Below are 14,443 nucleotides of genomic sequence, written 5' to 3' on the forward strand. Positions count from 1 at the left end.
AGGGCCTTCGAACTGCTTGGGCCAATGCCCCCTACGAACTACCGCAGCGACCCATCAGGAGCGGGCAGGCCATGCACTTCCATGACCGGCCGTGAATAGAGATTCAATCGGTGGTCATATAGAAGGCTAATCAGCACCGATCGTTTTTCCGGGCCCATGCGGCATATCGGCAGCTGGGGGGCGCAGCGCTCCGGCGTATTGCGGGGGTCCTTCCGCATCAGGTCGATTTGCCGAGCGAACAACTGGTAAGCACTGCGATGATATGGAGCGGCCCTCCATGCGTGAACGCTGAGCGGAAGCTGCAGTGCCACGTAGCAGGCCGCCAGCCCGGCCGCGATCCACCGAGCGCGCGTCATGTGGCCGGCATCGACGGCGCGAGCGCAAAGCATGATGACAAGCGCCACGAGGTTGAACTGATAGTAAAGGATGTATCTCGGCGAGTTCAGGTAGTCCGAGCCGAACACAGTCACCCGGGAAACGATGATCCCGCCCACGAGACCGTAGAAGAAGAGCATCAATATCGCGGCAAAAGTTCTCGACCGCGTTGTTGGTGACCGAAAAAAAGAGACCCAGAACCCGACGTGGCATCCCGCCAGCAAACACGCCAGTAGTACTTGCGTCAGGACCACATGGTGTGGGACCAGGGCTCGCAACCGCTCGAACGAGACCAGCGCGTTGGCCAAGGGCAGAACAATCCATTCCCAGGCATTCGGCAGCTGGGCCAGCAGCAAGCGACCGGTATCCGTAGATGCCGCGGCCCCGCCAACAACCGGAGTTATCAGGTACAGGACAGCATCCGTCACGAGAAAGGCCACCACGACGGCCGCCACTGTCCGCCATCCATCGTGGCGGAAGGACCGATATCGCAACAGCGCAGCGACCACGCTCGCAATAACGGCGATGGTGGATACGTCGCTCGCCACGACCGTCGTCAAGACCGTTGCCGCGATGGCCGCAGCAACCCCTCGCCCCCGGACCAATGCCGAGGCAAATAGCGAGAAGAAGACCGCCACCACGAGGAATATCACATATTGGACACTGACGTCTGGCCAGGTCCAAACCGCACCGCTGTTGAGCGAAAGAAGTGGAGTCAGAACAGCGGCAAAGCCCAGCCAGGCAATCCACCCGTTCCCGTCCTCCTTGATGTCCTTGTTCAAGTTGCGCTTGATGACATAGGCGATGCCGATGGCGCATGCAAAACCGAGGATCGCCTGCGGCACGAAGTCAAGCTCGAAAAACCAGAGTTCGACAAGGTAGATCAGCTTCAACAAAGGCTGTGAGTGATCCACGCCGGCGCGACGAACGAAGAAGTCGCGCAACGCAAGATCATGTTCGATGCCTTTCCTCAGGAAAACGTCGAGGTAGTACCAGCCATCCGAGACAAGCAGCGGATTAGCGGCATACGCCACGAACAGCAGGCCGTTGATCACCAGAGCCACCGGCCACACCGCCAACAGCGGCTTCAGCCGATCCGAGAACCAATCAGTCCTGGCGCTTATCATTCCCGGTCCCATCGCTCTTGATAATATAAAGGGGCTTGGCCTTGATCTCGTCCAGGATTCGCCACAGATACTCGCCGATCAGGCTCAACATGAACATGATCATGCCGCCTATCACCAGTACCACGACCATGATCGGCGCCCAGCCTTGGAACGGCACATCACCTATCAGTCGAAGCACAATGATCAGCGCCGCGTAAGACAGGCCGAGGACGGAACTCAGCACCCCGCAGACAGACATGATCCGGATGGGTAGATAAGAGCCGTCCAAAAGAAAGTCGTAGAACAATTTCAACTTCTTACTGAAATTATATTGGGACTTGCCAATCGTCCGTTTTCTCCGCACATAGGGGATGAAGGTGGCGGGAAGGCCCGACCACAGCACATCACCCTGAAAGAACCGGTTGCGACCCTTGAAAGTCAGGAAAATGTCGAGCGCATATCTGCTCAGCAGAACAAAGTCGAATCCGCCCTCGGGAATATTGGGATTTGAAACCCGAAGCGCACCATAGGCCAACTTCGAAAGCATGCGGGCCATCATCGAGTCCTCGCGGTCAGCCCGATGACCGACCACGACATGCGACCCGGCACGCCACGCCCGCACCATGTCGACAGTGAGTTCGGCCGGATCTTGCAGGTCCGCGGACATATTGATGATCGCGTCGCCTGTCGCGTGTTCGTAGCCGGCGACGATCGCTGCGATCTGTCCAAAATTCCGCGTGAACTGGATCAGCCGAACTTTTGGATCCTTAGCGGCGACTTCCTCCATTTCGGTAGCCGACCGATCCTTGGATCCATCATTTACGAACAGTATTTCGTAATCGTAGCCAGCCAGCCCGCTTGAGAAGAGGCTGACGATGGCTTCCCACGTCCGTTCAATCGAACCCTCGTTCTGATAGACCGGAATGACGTAACTTATTTTCATGATTCCAGGCCTGCCTTGACCAAAGACGACGCAAGGGTCTCGACAATGTAATCCACGTCTGAATCGCTAAGCTCCAGGTGGAACGGGATACCGAGGATTCGCTCCCCGATGTCCTTCGCAACGGGGAGGCTTCCGGTCGTCGGCCGGTCGACCATGGGAGGATGGAGGTGTAGCGGCGGGCAATACCAGCGGCGAGTCTCAATACCCGCCTCGGACAAATCCTGTGCGACGGCAGATGCCTTGGCGTCTCGAGGCAGAAGCGTGGCAAGGATGGGATAAATCCCGTCGATCGCCTTCTTTTGCATTCTCAAGGAGGGACATCTTGCAGACAGCGCGGAAGCGAACTTCTTGTCCAGCTGTCTCCGTTGCGCCTTGATATCCTCCCAAAGCTCGAACGTGGCCAATCCGACGGCCGCGTGATACTCGCTCATTTTTCCGTTGGTTCCCGATTCCGCGAGGAGGCTGCGGGAGGTATCGATCCCGAAGTTGGAAAGCCGGCGGATATGGTCGATTCGCGCCTTGTTCGACGAAATGACCATGCCGCCTTCGCCTGCGCCCAGGGATTTCGTGGCATGAAAGCTGTAGACAACATCGGTCATGCGGCCTGGCTTCTGGTTACCGAACGCCCCAGCGGCGTCGACGATCACGGGCTTGCCGGTGTCGGACGCCAACGCATCCCAGTCCGAGGCATTGTGGCCATAGCCAAAGGTGCTGACCGGCATGAAAGCGTCGACCATGCCGGCGTGTTCGCGGGCGGTGTCCGGCATGAGTGCCCACGTATGGGCATCGACGTCGGCGAACACCGGAACCATGCCCACCCGTTCGATCGCCGTGGCCGTAGCGACGAACGTCAGTGTTGGCAACAGGACCCGGCTGCCGGGGGCCAGCCCGGCTGCCTGCAGGGCAAGCTCAAGACCGACTGTGCAATTGGCTACCGTCGTGGCGTAGTAGCTGGCGCCGTGGTCGCTCCCGACTTCGGCGAGCACCCGCTGTTCGAATCGGTCATTCAGCGGGCCGAAGTTCGTGTAGTGGCGGTTCCTGTCGATCTCCTCGAGGTACGGATGAATCCTGTCGGCCTTCGGCATGGTCGGAACCAGCAATCGGATTTTTTTCATGACTCACCTGGAAAAGGAGTAGTGCTTGTGAGCCACGTAGCTCACTATGGTACTGAACGAGACAAAAATCGCCTGCGAAACCAATGGACCGATTCCTGTAAACCTGACGAACAGCGGCAGAAATACCAAGTTCGAGAAGAAGATGAGGCTATTCGCAAGCACAAAACGGCGAAATGATACCAGCCAGCGAGTGCCGTGATTGAAGACAAACCTCCTCTGCATATAAAACGCAAGAGGAAGAGCGATCATGTAGGCGATCACGATCACAAGCAGATCCCCTACTCGGCGTGCAATGAGAAGGTGGACCAAAACGAAAATGCCATAGCCCGCCACGGTGTTCCAGGCGCCCACAGCAAGAAAGCGGATACGCTGATCCAACCAAAATAAGCGGATGAGGTTGGCCGGTCGCCGTGTCGCGAGCACCTTCATCTGGGCAATTCCCGCGCCGGATTGCCTGCGTGTATCTTGTCGGCAGGTACATGCTTGACTACGACCGCTCCCATACCCACGAGCGCCCTTTCGCCGATGGATACGCGTTCCCGCAAGCATGCGGCGGCACCTATGTAGGCGGACGTCCCGATCTGGCAATTGCCGCTGATGACGGCTCCAGGCGCTACGGTCACGTAATGGCCGAGATGACAGTCATGCCCCACATTGACCGAACGGTCCAGGTGCACGTGGTGGCCGATAACGACGTCTGTCGTGATGATGGCGCCAGCGCAGACGATGACTCCGTCGCCGATGTCCGCGCATCGCGAGATTATTGCAGCCGGGTCGATCAGAGTCGGATATCTAATATTGCCAGACAAAGATTCCCTCAAAGATTTCCGCACGGCGGGATCGCCAATCGCAAGAATGAGCTCCCCCCCGGATTGATCAAGCCGGCTCAAGGGAAGAACATCGAAACCTGCCACGCGGCGTTTCTTCCAGACGTTGTCGCTCTCATAGAGGCCGCGGACATGCGCGACCTTGCCAAGGCGGTCAAGAAGGAACAGCACTTCGCGCGCAAATCCTCCCGCGCCCACTATGGAAATGCCTGAAATTCGCGTGCTCGACATAAGAAGAAAAGATAAGGGCTTTCAGTGTGCGCACCGACCTGGCCCCAGCCAGGCTGAGCGTCGGAAATGGCGATGATCAAGCGAACAACGAGCCTGGTGCCTATCGCAGACGTGCACCGTTTCCTGTGATTCCACGTGTCCTACCGAAATGGCGGAGACGACGAATCCGCCGAGATCAGCCAGCCCATTGGATGGCACCGCGCGAAGGCATGCCGACGTCAGGACTCTCCACCCCGATGCCTCGCCAATAGTGCAGCACCAACAGGAGCCGCGACATGATGGTTATCCCTACGCCCCCGTCGTGGCCGCCCCACGAGGAGCAGGTGCAAGTTGCAGAGATGCTCACCCATCGGCTTTCCGCGCGTAGCCAGATCGCGTGACGCGCCTCCAATGACTGAGCGTATTTGACGTCTTCCTGCACGTCCGGTGCAGCGCGTGCCGGGCAGGCTTGTCCTCCGGCCCGATACTAGTGATTCGACTCCAGGTTGTCCGAGCTCCGACTACGGCTTCCGCGCTGCTTTGGCCGCAGCCGCGCTATTGTCGCTGTAGCTGCGCCCCCCAGCAAGCTCCGATGCGGCGCCAGCGGCCTTGAGGTCCGAACAGTTGTCGCGAGCTTTGCAACGACACCAAATTCCGGGCTAGGGATCATTTGCCGCACGCAAAAGCCCAGTCCGGCGGCTCAATCTCTTCGCATCTCGACGGAGCCATGGGATGCACGGCCCCCTGACCTCATGGATCTGCCCCAGGCTCGGGCTTGCGTGGGACTTTTAAAGTCGCCATCATCCCAGCTCCGCGATGAACACCCATCCTGGCCTGAATGTGACATCTTCCGTTCAGCTCGCTGCACGACAGGACCGAAGCAACCATGACTTGCAAGTTTAGGCCCGGGCCCGGGAGGGTGCCGCCCTCCCCCTCGCGGCCCTCGTCCGAGCCCGCCACTGAAGGACGTGCGGATGCCCAGGTTCCTGCCTGAAACGCTTGCCGAGTTTCGCGCGATTTTTTCGACACGGCCCGTATGGATGGCGCTCGCACGCGAGGACATCGGAGATCAGCACCGCCGGACTTGGCTGGGCCCACTCTGGTTGCTCGTAAATTATCTGATTTTCGCGGGAACATTCATCTACGTTTTCCAGGGCGCGGGAGCGAAGGCAGGGAACTACACCGCCTACGTCTGCCTTGGCCTGCTGACGTGGTTCTACATGACGGAGGCGATCACGCTAAGCGTTTCGCTGTTCGTGCGCGAGGAGAGCTTCATCAAGGGGACCAAGCTGCCGCTTACGACCTATGTCATGCGGCTTGGCATGCAGTCGGTGATCCGTTCCGGTTACGCGCTGGCGGGCTGCCTGGCAATCCTGTGGCTCAATGGCGTTACCCCCTCCCCCGCCTGGGCATGGTCAGGCCTCGGTGTACTGCTGATCCTCTGGGTGACTCCGGCGGCCATCACTGTGTTCGCGTTCCTCGGTGCCTTCTTTCCCGACAGCCAGTTCATCGTTGCCAACCTCATGCGGATTGGCCTCTTCCTCACACCGGTCCTGTGGACACCGGAAACCGCAACCGGGATCCGCCACCTGTTCTATTATTGGGACCCATTCACCTATTTCCTCGAGATCGTACGGGTGCCCATCCTGGCCGGCTCCGTCCCGATCCACGCGTTCGTTGTCTGCCTGGTCACGGGCCTTGCACTTTGGCTCGTGGCCCTCTTACTCCTGGGCCGCTACCGCCGGCACATTGTGTTCGTAATCTGATGGTCTCTATCGTTGCGAAAAATGTGAGCCTCACCTACTCGGTGCAGGAGAAACTGAGCCTCGCACCTCGGGATCGTCGGCTGGGCGCTACCGGGGGGCATATCGACGAGAAGTTCGGCAAGCGGTTGGTGCGGGCACTCCAAGACGTCAGTTTCGAGCTCGCGGCCGGCGATCGCCTCGCGCTGGTCGGCTCCAATGGAGCCGGGAAGAGCACGCTGTTGAAGGTGCTTTATGGGATCTACCAGCCAACGGACGGGTGCGTCGAAATCAGCGGTCGCGTGGACGCGCTGTTCAACATCAATATTGGTTTTCGCCGCGAGGCGACTGGGCGGCGCAACATCGAACTGCGCGGGCTGATCAACGGCTGGTCGCGTGAGGAGATCGCCGAGCGCATGGAGGAAATCATCGATTTCAGCGAACTCGGTGATTTTATCGACATGCCCTTCAAGAGCTACAGCCAGGGCATGGGTGCAAGGCTGGCATTCTCGATCGCCACGAGCCTGGAGCCGGAGATTCTGCTGATGGACGAATGGATCGGCGCGGGAGATCCGGCCTTCCAGGAAAAGGCGCGGCTGCGGATGGAGGCGATCGCTGAAAAAGCCGGCATCATTGTGCTGGCCAGCCACAACCACGCACTGCTGAAGCGGGCGTGCAACAAGGTGCTGGAACTGGAGGGCGGGCACGTGAAAGCCTTCGAATCCATGGACGCCTGGGCAGCCCAAGCGGACCCATCCAACGCTGCGTCCTCCCCGACCGCTTAGGCTCCCCGCGGCCCGCAGTATCGCCTTCCGGCAATTGCGGGACCGCGGCACTGCTGTCGGGGCCTCGGTGAATGCGCCACGACAGGACCGATCAGATCCGCACCCGGTCGATGGCCTCCTCGTCACAAACGATGTCGACGTCGACCGGGCCGTGCGCGCTGGCTACCGATCCACTCTCGGTGCCGCTGCGCTGACCGGTGTAATGCTTGAGGAAACAGCGCATGGCATGGTCCACGCCGATGGCGTTGATCCCGCGGTAGTCGGCCTCGTAGTAAGCCGAGTTGTTGTAGTTGCCCGTAATTATTTCGAACGAAGGGAAGTACTCGACCCATTCCGGAAACTTCCGGTAAAGCATGTCTGCGGCCACCCGAAGAACCGACTTGCTGTAGGTGGTGGAGACCAGCACGTTCCTGTCTTCGTAGGTGGCGATCAAGGGCACGGGTGAAACGGTGAGAACCACCTTGACGCCAGGGTTGATCTCCTTGAGCCCGGTCAGGAATCGCTCCATGTCGCCCGTTACGTCATGGATGTCCAGATTGACGAATTCGTGGACGGAAGGATCGAAGCTGCCGCCGGCGACGCCCGGCGCGAGCGGATAGACAGTACCGTCCGTGCGGCTGCGCCATGTCTCCGTCAGACCGAGGGTGAACACGAAGATGTCGCAGCTCTCGAACATTTCCCGCACTTTGGCCAGGTGCTGCGCGCGGGCCGAAAGGACCTCCTCGGGTGACGCAAACCCTTCCGGGCTGATCTGGGGACGAAGCGCGTCGACGTAACGGCCGTCGTCCCGCTGCCATGCGTGGCCTGCCGAAGGGCGCTTCCCGATACATTCCTCGAACAACTGGACGAGTTGTCGCGAGGTGTAGATGTTTCCATACCGGGCGGAGAAGACCCCATAGTTCTCCGCTTTCCGACAGCTCTCCTCCAGGTCCTCGCCACGTTCGGTGACGTAGTAATTGAAGCCGACCTTGGCCAGCTGGTTGGAAATGTGCTGCGCAAAACAGCTGCCCGCCGTCGCGACCCGCTGCGTCGGCCCAATCCTGAAGCGCGTATTCACCACCGGGTCAAAGCGAAAACGCTCAACACCGGCGACGGCGCGCCGCCAGAAACGGTAGTTCTCGAGGTTCTTGTACGGGTTCGACATCACGCTGCCCTCAGGACAGTCATCGCGTTCTCGAGCATGGCCGCATGTTCGGGTATCGGAGCGGCGCTCGGTGCGGCGGCGTATACGGAAAAACTGTCTTGCAGAAACTGCTCTAGGCGGATGAACCGATAGGAGCCGCCGAGCTTGAACAGATAGTTGCCCCGCACCCCGAGCCTCAGCCCGATCTCGGGATAAACAGGGAAGGCAGGCCCATTCATGAGGTTGTCGTGCGGCAATTCGCTAAGGTAGTCCTGCCGCTTGCCCGCCCGGGACAGGATCGCCTTGGCGATGTCCATGAGGCAATGGACCTTGACGTGATTGTTCGAATACATGAACGCACTCGTGCGGCTCCAGTTGGCGAACGACAGGCCCAGATCGAAACCGGCCCGGGCAAACTTATCCAGAAGTTGCTGCTTCGCGTGATCCCAGCAATCGAAGTAGCCCAGCCGGGCATAGGTATCTTCGTTGTACATCCGCAGCACCTGAGTGGCGGACAACCCCAGCTTGAACCCGGCATAGGCAATGGTCGAGTGGTAATCATCCATCGGCCCCTTCAGCGGCGCGCCCCGAAAGTTGAGATAGCAGATGTCGGGATGGTAGGCGGTGAAGGACACTGTCGGGATTTGCCAGATCTTCTCCGAGTTGCGGTATCCGGCCGGAAGCAGCTCCAACAATTGCGGCGCGACCAGCACACGCTGGTAGGAGTCCCAGCGGCGCAGAATGCCGGCCGAATCCTTTTTGAAACCCGCGGGGTGATAGTGCTCGACCTCTACCTGATCGGTAACTAGGTTGAGGCAATTGGCGAGACCCAGGGCCTGGCAGTTGGAGAGCAGGAGCCAACTTTCGCGCTCGGACGCAGCAGCGTGGGGTTCGGGGCCGGCTCCGGTTTTCGATACGGTGGGCATGGATGGTTGCCTGGTTGGTCTCGCCACACCGAAAAGACATGGCTGTGGAAATTGGGTCGGGGAGGGCATCGGCTCGGCGCGGAGCACCTGCGCTGCCTTTGGCTGGCCCCGTCATGCCGGGCCCTCCTCCTGCGCGGGGTCATCTGGCGATTAGATCGACCTTTTCGCTCGATATCCTTGTGCCTTCCTTCGTCGTTTCGACCACGTCCAGCGTGTGCGTTCCGGCCTGGGCGTAGAAGGAGGCCGGCACGACCGCGGTGACCAGGCTGCCTTTGGCCACGGTGTGCAGTGCCGTGCCGTCAAACTCCAGGGTGGCATGACTCCCATCGACCGGGTGATCGAGGCGCACCCACGCCGCTGCACTTCCATCCGGCTGCGTGTTGAACGGCACGCCCGCCTCGATGCGTTTCGGGCCGAAACCGACGATTTTCAATGACACTGTGGCGCCAGCCTGCAGGCCCGAGCCGTCGTTGTACGACGGGCCACAGCCGGAGAGAAGCAGGCTCGCCAGCGCCGAGCAGACGAGACCTCTGATCCTGGAATTCATGAGTGCGCGTTCTCTTGTGGAAGATCGCTGCGAAGAACGATCGGGAAAAAAAACAAAGCAGTATCGCGGGTGAAGGATCCGGCCACCGGACGGCGGCTCTAGATCAGTTCGCGGTCGTGGCAATAGTCCAGGAAACGCTGTTTTAGCACCTGCTCAGCCGCCCCATCGGGCTGATCGGGAACGCCCGAGGAAGCAATGTGCCTGAACAGGGTTTCGGCCTTTTCGTAGTCCTTGATCTTCAGCAACTTGTGGCGATTGGCCTCGCGCTGATCATCCACCTCGGAGGAATTGAGCCGCCGCTGCAATGGCAGCAGGCAATCGGCCGAATATTCCTCTCCAAGGAAGGCAAGGATGTCGCGGACCAGGTCTTCCGGATCCTCCCCCACCCGGTGGAAGTCGGCGCGGAATACCTTGCCTGCGCCGTAGGCCTGCTCGGCATACCAGGCATTCTCCGTATGCTGGAACCACGTCGCGACCCCGTCCCGCAGCGGTTGCGGGTTGGCACCTACTGTGGCGAACCCTTCCAGCGAGGTGATCACCTCGTCAGGCCGGCGCAGGTTGTGGATGAAGCGGGCACCGGGGAACATCTGCGACAGGATCCAGATGTACTGCGAGTTCAGCGGGGTACCGTCGATCCACCGTTGCTTGGGATCGTCCGGCGACCTGAGCAACTGGAGTTCCGGGTTGGGGCTGTTCGGGCTTGAGCGCAACTTCCCCTTTTCGCGGAAATCGCCGTAGAAACGCCGGCAGCGCACATCGAAGACATCGTTTACGACGTCGTCGACGTATCTTCCCAGTTTTTCCAGGAACGGCTCCATGGGGTATTCGACGTTCGACAGGTGCGAAAACCGCCCGCGCTCGGAGCCTTTGCAGTAGGAAAGGTAGCCACCCACACCCATGCTCGCGATCCATGCTGTCTCGGGCATGGGCTGGATGTTGGGGTGCTGGCCAAGCGCCCAAACCATCGCCGACGTGGCTGAGCGGGGCGCTCCGATGATGAAAATGGGACGGACGGCCGTCTCGGGTCTGGTCGTTTTGTGGTCGACGTGCACTTGCTGACACTCCAGATAAAAATGACTTCAGGGGTCGCCTGGCCAGGCAGGGAACACGCTGCTAACCGATTGATGCGGGGCGCACGGCCCTTGGACCGCTAGATCCTTCCGCCCCATTCGACCGGCTAGGCGCGCTTGCCGCCAAGAGCCTTATTGATGGCTTCATCAAGCGCCGCACGGGAAAAATTTTGGCTGATGAAAGCACATCCCCGCTCCGAGACGCGGGCCCACTCGGCGTCGTCATCGAGCAACAGGGAAACGCTGCGCGCAAGTTCCGCGGGGTCGTCATGAACCGGTATGTCGGCGGCCAGGTCCGGGAGCCCTTGCGCACCCACCGAGGTGGTGACCAGCGGGACCCCGTGGCGCATGGCCTCGAGCACCTTGAGTTTGACGCCGGCGCCGAACCGGAGAGGTGCGATGACGACCCGTGCACGGGCGTACATCTCCTCCAGCCGGGCAGTATCGACATAACCATGTACGGTCACATCATCGCTCGCCAGCGCCTTGACCTCGTCCGAAGGGTTGGATCCGACCAGGTCGAGCGCCACGTCCGGGTTGTTCTGGCGGATCCGCGGCAGGATCTCATCGACCAGCCACATCGCTGCATCGACATTCGGTGGGTGGGCAAATCCGGCCACGAAGAGAATGCCCTGGCGCCCGTCCGATTCCGCACGGGTAACGGAATCGAATGCGACCAGCGGCACCGCGCGAGCGTCCACCCCAGGCTCCAGATCACGCACCATGGCCGCCTCTTCTTCGGAGGGGTACAGCACCACGTCGCAATCTTTCCAGACGCCACGCTCCAACAGTTCCATCTCTCGCGCCTGTTCGGCCAGGCCCGGTACCGCCTGCACTTCATTGCGAAGCCGCATGCGCCGGAAATGCAGGTCATGGCCGAAATAGAGCAGCCTGGCCTCGGAGCGGCTCCGCACGGCCTCGATGTACTTGCGGGCTACATAGGGCCGGCTGAGCATGACGTGCCGCAAGGCCGAGCCGTATTCGGCCATGTACTTTTCGAAGTTCCCGGCCCAGGCCTGACCATAGATCACCTCGATACCCATCTGCTGAAGCTGCCGCGCATAGGGCTTGTCGTACCAGAGGTTGTCGGGCCAGAACACGACGCGTAATCCCAGCGAGCGCATGGAGCGCATGAAGTCGACCATGACCCGGGAACCGGCATCCTGGTCCGGCTGGGGTATGTAGTGGTCGACAATCAGGATGCCGGGGCGGGAACTGCCCCGGTCGCGCGCCAGATGGAGCCTAGCGGGATCATGGGTGTGCTGGTTTTTCAGGGCGCCGGCCCAGCGCTCCATGAATTTCTGCCGGTTGATGACCTGGTGTGCCTTGACACCCTGGCTTTCGTCGGTTCCGTGCGAAACCCCTTCATGGTGAATCACCACTGAAAATGGCGTGTAATAGACCTTCCGGCCGGACTCCCTGATCTTGAATGCAAGATCCGTGTCTTCGTAGTACGCGGGCGCGTAGCGCGCGTCGAAACGACCCAGCTCTTCGAACACGTCCCGCCGGATCAGCAGCGAGGCGCCCGAGCAATAGTCGGCTTCGCGCACATAGTTATATTCCGGAGCCTCGGGGTCCTGCAGCCTTCCGTAGTTCCATCCGTCGCCGTCGTTCCAGATGATGCCGCCAGCCTCCTGCAGGCGCCCATCCGGATAGACCAGCTTGGATCCGACCATGCCGCAGTCGGGATGGTCACGAAAGACCTCCAGCATGGCGTCGAGCCAGCCCTCGCTGACTTCGGTGTCGTTGTTGAGAAAGTAGAGGAACTCGCCACGAGCCAGCCCGGACGCGCGGTTGCACGAGAGCACGAAACCGAGGTTTTTCTCGTTCTCCTCGTACCGCAGCCCCGGAACACCCGACAGCGCATCGATCTGGGGATCACCCGACGCATCCTCCATCACCAGCACCTCAACGGGAACCTGAGGTAGATGGTCGCGGATGGAGCGAAGGCATGCGGCGGTTACCGGCAGGTTGCCGTATCCGGGGATGATGATGCTGACTTTGGGCGAGTGATAGCTCGGAAACGTCAGGCCCGCCAGCAGGTCCTCGGGACGCGAAGCGATCTCACCGGCCCGGGCAACCTTCTTCGCGTCGTCCAGAGACGGATTCCCGGCCACCGGCGCGCTCCCGGAACGGGCGATCATGCGGTTCATGCGCCGCTGCGCAGTTATCGCACGGAGCGTGGCGATATCGCCCCGAAGCAGCATCGAGAGGACGCGGATCGGGCGGGTGATGCGCCAGGAGTTCGAACGCAGGAGCCGGTCGTATTGCTCCCTTTGCGCGAGCAGCTCGCCACCAAGTCGATCAGCCTTGGCCCTCAACCGTTCCTGCTCGCTCTGCAGGGAGGTGATCAGCTCGTTCCGGTCGTGCAGCTCGCAATCGAGGGATTGCGCCCAGGCGGCAACGGTCTCGTGCTCGGTACGCAGCTTCTCCATCTGCTTGGCCGTGGTCTCAACGTTGGCCCTCAACCGTTCCTCCTCACTCTGCAGGTACGCGATTCGCTCGTCCCGGTCGTGCACCTCGCGATCGAGGGAATGCGCCCAGGTGGCAACGGTCTCGTGCTCGGCCCGCAGCGCCTCCATCTGCTTGACCGTGGCATCCAGTTCCCTGTCCAGGGACTTTCCCCACGCGGCAACCGCTTCGTGCTCCGCATGCAGCGCATCCAACTGCTGGCGTGCCCCGTCCAGCTGTGCGTTGGCCTCGTCCACTTTGGCCTGCAAATGGTCCTGGACGGATTTCGGACGCAGGGCTTCCACCAGGGGCGAACGGAAATCGTCCCGCTCGAGAAGCCCGCCCAGCCGAGCGCTCAACATGTCCCAGCCATTCCCGCTGCGCTCGATCTCGCGGCACGCCGCATGGATGTCCTGAACGTCCTTGCGCCAGCCTGCGGGCACCAGGTCACGTTCGGGGGAATAGACCTCATGCCTCATCTGCGCATCCAGGTGCGCGTCGATCTGCCCGGCACACTTCTCGCTCGGCACCGGCCAGTCCCAGCCCAGGCATGTGGTCAGGCGTCGCATGCATTCGCGCCAGTCAGAAAGTAGCGACTCGTAACCCACCGCACAGCGGACGGTCCCCTCGGAGGCCGCCACAGACTCGGCAAGGTGGCGGAGCCAAAGCGTCGCGCCGACCGGTGCGCCGAGGTCGTTCCGGCGATTGAGTGAGGCGATGACTTCCGAAGGCTGCCGGAACGCCACCACCACGCCGACTTCGGTACCGGTCCGCTTCAGTGCGGACAGCCAGAGGGGGAGAAACCTGCAGATGCGAGGGTCCTTTACCGCCCACAAGGGGGCCTGCCCGAACTCGCGCTCGATGAGTTCGAGCAGTTCATCCGCATAACCGGCATCGACCGCAAGCTTCAACCAGTCATCCGGGAGGGGCCGCGGGTCATCCCACGCGGACCCCAGCTGGGCCAGAAGACGTTCGTGGAAATCCACGACCGCCTGGTTTTCCCAGAACCCCTTCGCGTTGTCCTCGGCCGCCGGGGTCAGTCGAGCGCCCAACTCGGCGCCGTGCAGGTTGACAAGCCGCGTCAAGGCCGAGGTTCCGCTCCGGTGCATGCCGGCAATCAGAAGTGCCCTCGACTGGTTTTTCTCCCGATTCATGAACCTACCTTTTCACATTGCATTGAGCCCGACGGCGGCCCTGCCGTCGGGTAAGTCTTCTCGGCGACC

General features: G+C 60.9%; 12 protein-coding genes. 2 read left to right on the forward strand and 10 right to left on the reverse strand.

Features of this window, described 5'->3' with window-relative positions; genetic code table 11:
- Positions 1–38: 38 nt before the first annotated feature.
- Genes LQ772_RS13475 through LQ772_RS17435 form a run of 5 tightly spaced genes read right to left on the reverse strand, consistent with a single transcriptional unit; the run spans position 39 to position 4,597 of the window.
- Complete coding sequence (locus LQ772_RS13475) at positions 39–1,439, reverse strand: hypothetical protein (protein WP_231321456.1); 1,401 nt, start codon at positions 1,437–1,439, stop codon at positions 39–41.
- A gap of 43 nt (positions 1,440–1,482) precedes the next feature.
- A complete protein-coding gene (locus LQ772_RS13480; protein ID WP_231321458.1) occupies positions 1,483–2,424 on the reverse strand; it encodes a glycosyltransferase family 2 protein in 942 nt (313 codons plus the stop codon).
- The gene (locus tag LQ772_RS13485) at positions 2,421–3,539 is read right to left on the reverse strand and encodes a DegT/DnrJ/EryC1/StrS family aminotransferase (RefSeq protein WP_231321460.1); all 1,119 of its coding nucleotides are present in this window, start codon (positions 3,537–3,539) and stop codon (positions 2,421–2,423) included. The genes LQ772_RS13480 and LQ772_RS13485 overlap by 4 nt, the downstream gene beginning before the upstream one ends.
- 3 nt (positions 3,540–3,542) lie before the next feature.
- Complete coding sequence (locus tag LQ772_RS13490) at positions 3,543–3,968, reverse strand: GtrA family protein (RefSeq protein WP_231321461.1); 426 nt, start codon at positions 3,966–3,968, stop codon at positions 3,543–3,545.
- Positions 3,965–4,597, reverse strand: coding sequence for an acetyltransferase (locus LQ772_RS17435; RefSeq protein WP_425600794.1), 633 nt, complete (start codon positions 4,595–4,597; stop codon positions 3,965–3,967). Before LQ772_RS17435 ends, LQ772_RS13490 begins: the two co-directional genes overlap by 4 nt.
- A 953-nt stretch (positions 4,598–5,550) precedes the next feature.
- On the opposite strand from LQ772_RS17435, the gene LQ772_RS13500 reads away from it, so the two are divergent.
- A complete protein-coding gene (locus LQ772_RS13500; protein WP_231321465.1) occupies positions 5,551–6,342 on the forward strand; it encodes an ABC transporter permease in 792 nt (263 codons plus the stop codon).
- Between the two features lie 23 nt (positions 6,343–6,365).
- Entirely contained in the window at positions 6,366–7,103 is a 738-nt protein-coding gene (locus tag LQ772_RS13505; RefSeq protein WP_231321467.1) for an ABC transporter ATP-binding protein, read from the forward strand.
- 91 nt (positions 7,104–7,194) lie between these two features.
- On the opposite strand, the gene LQ772_RS13510 is transcribed toward LQ772_RS13505, so the two are convergent.
- The 5 genes from LQ772_RS13510 to LQ772_RS13530 form a co-directional block, all read right to left on the reverse strand.
- Positions 7,195–8,247: a GSCFA domain-containing protein gene (locus LQ772_RS13510; protein ID WP_231326049.1), complete on the reverse strand. Its 1,053-nt coding sequence runs from the start codon at positions 8,245–8,247 to the stop codon at positions 7,195–7,197.
- Entirely contained in the window at positions 8,247–9,152 is a 906-nt protein-coding gene (locus LQ772_RS13515; protein ID WP_231321469.1) for a WcbI family polysaccharide biosynthesis putative acetyltransferase, read from the reverse strand. The genes LQ772_RS13510 and LQ772_RS13515 overlap by 1 nt, the downstream gene beginning before the upstream one ends.
- Before the next feature lie 139 nt (positions 9,153–9,291).
- Positions 9,292–9,699, reverse strand: a complete 408-nt coding sequence (locus LQ772_RS13520) for a hypothetical protein (protein ID WP_231321470.1) — start codon at positions 9,697–9,699, stop codon at positions 9,292–9,294.
- A 98-nt stretch (positions 9,700–9,797) separates the two neighbouring features.
- Complete coding sequence (locus tag LQ772_RS13525; RefSeq protein ID WP_231321472.1) at positions 9,798–10,751, reverse strand: sulfotransferase family protein; 954 nt, start codon at positions 10,749–10,751, stop codon at positions 9,798–9,800.
- A gap of 125 nt (positions 10,752–10,876) precedes the next feature.
- Positions 10,877–14,374 (reverse strand): glycosyltransferase, encoded by a 3,498-nt coding sequence (locus LQ772_RS13530; RefSeq protein ID WP_231321474.1) that lies wholly within the window; start codon positions 14,372–14,374, stop codon positions 10,877–10,879.
- Positions 14,375–14,443 lie beyond the last annotated feature (69 nt).

Source organism: Frateuria edaphi (assembly GCF_021117405.1).
Classification (GTDB): Bacteria; Pseudomonadota; Gammaproteobacteria; order Xanthomonadales; family Rhodanobacteraceae; genus Frateuria_A; species Frateuria_A edaphi.

What these genes read in the sequence shown, in the direction of transcription:
- LQ772_RS13480 (WP_231321458.1), bottom strand. Translation starts at nt 2,424, where the DNA reads ATGAAAATAAGTTACGTCATTCCGGTCTATCAGAACGAGGGTTCGATT.
- LQ772_RS13485 (WP_231321460.1), bottom strand. Translation starts at nt 3,539, where the DNA reads ATGAAAAAAATCCGATTGCTGGTTCCGACCATGCCGAAGGCCGACAGG.
- LQ772_RS13490 (WP_231321461.1), bottom strand. Translation starts at nt 3,968, where the DNA reads ATGAAGGTGCTCGCGACACGGCGACCGGCCAACCTCATCCGCTTATTT.
- LQ772_RS17435 (WP_425600794.1), bottom strand. Translation starts at nt 4,597, where the DNA reads ATGTCGAGCACGCGAATTTCAGGCATTTCCATAGTGGGCGCGGGAGGA.
- LQ772_RS13500 (WP_231321465.1), top strand. Translation starts at nt 5,551, where the DNA reads ATGCCCAGGTTCCTGCCTGAAACGCTTGCCGAGTTTCGCGCGATTTTT.
- LQ772_RS13510 (WP_231326049.1), bottom strand. Translation starts at nt 8,247, where the DNA reads ATGTCGAACCCGTACAAGAACCTCGAGAACTACCGTTTCTGGCGGCGC.
- LQ772_RS13515 (WP_231321469.1), bottom strand. Translation starts at nt 9,152, where the DNA reads ATGCCCACCGTATCGAAAACCGGAGCCGGCCCCGAACCCCACGCTGCT.
- LQ772_RS13520 (WP_231321470.1), bottom strand. Translation starts at nt 9,699, where the DNA reads ATGAATTCCAGGATCAGAGGTCTCGTCTGCTCGGCGCTGGCGAGCCTG.
- LQ772_RS13530 (WP_231321474.1), bottom strand. Translation starts at nt 14,374, where the DNA reads ATGAATCGGGAGAAAAACCAGTCGAGGGCACTTCTGATTGCCGGCATG.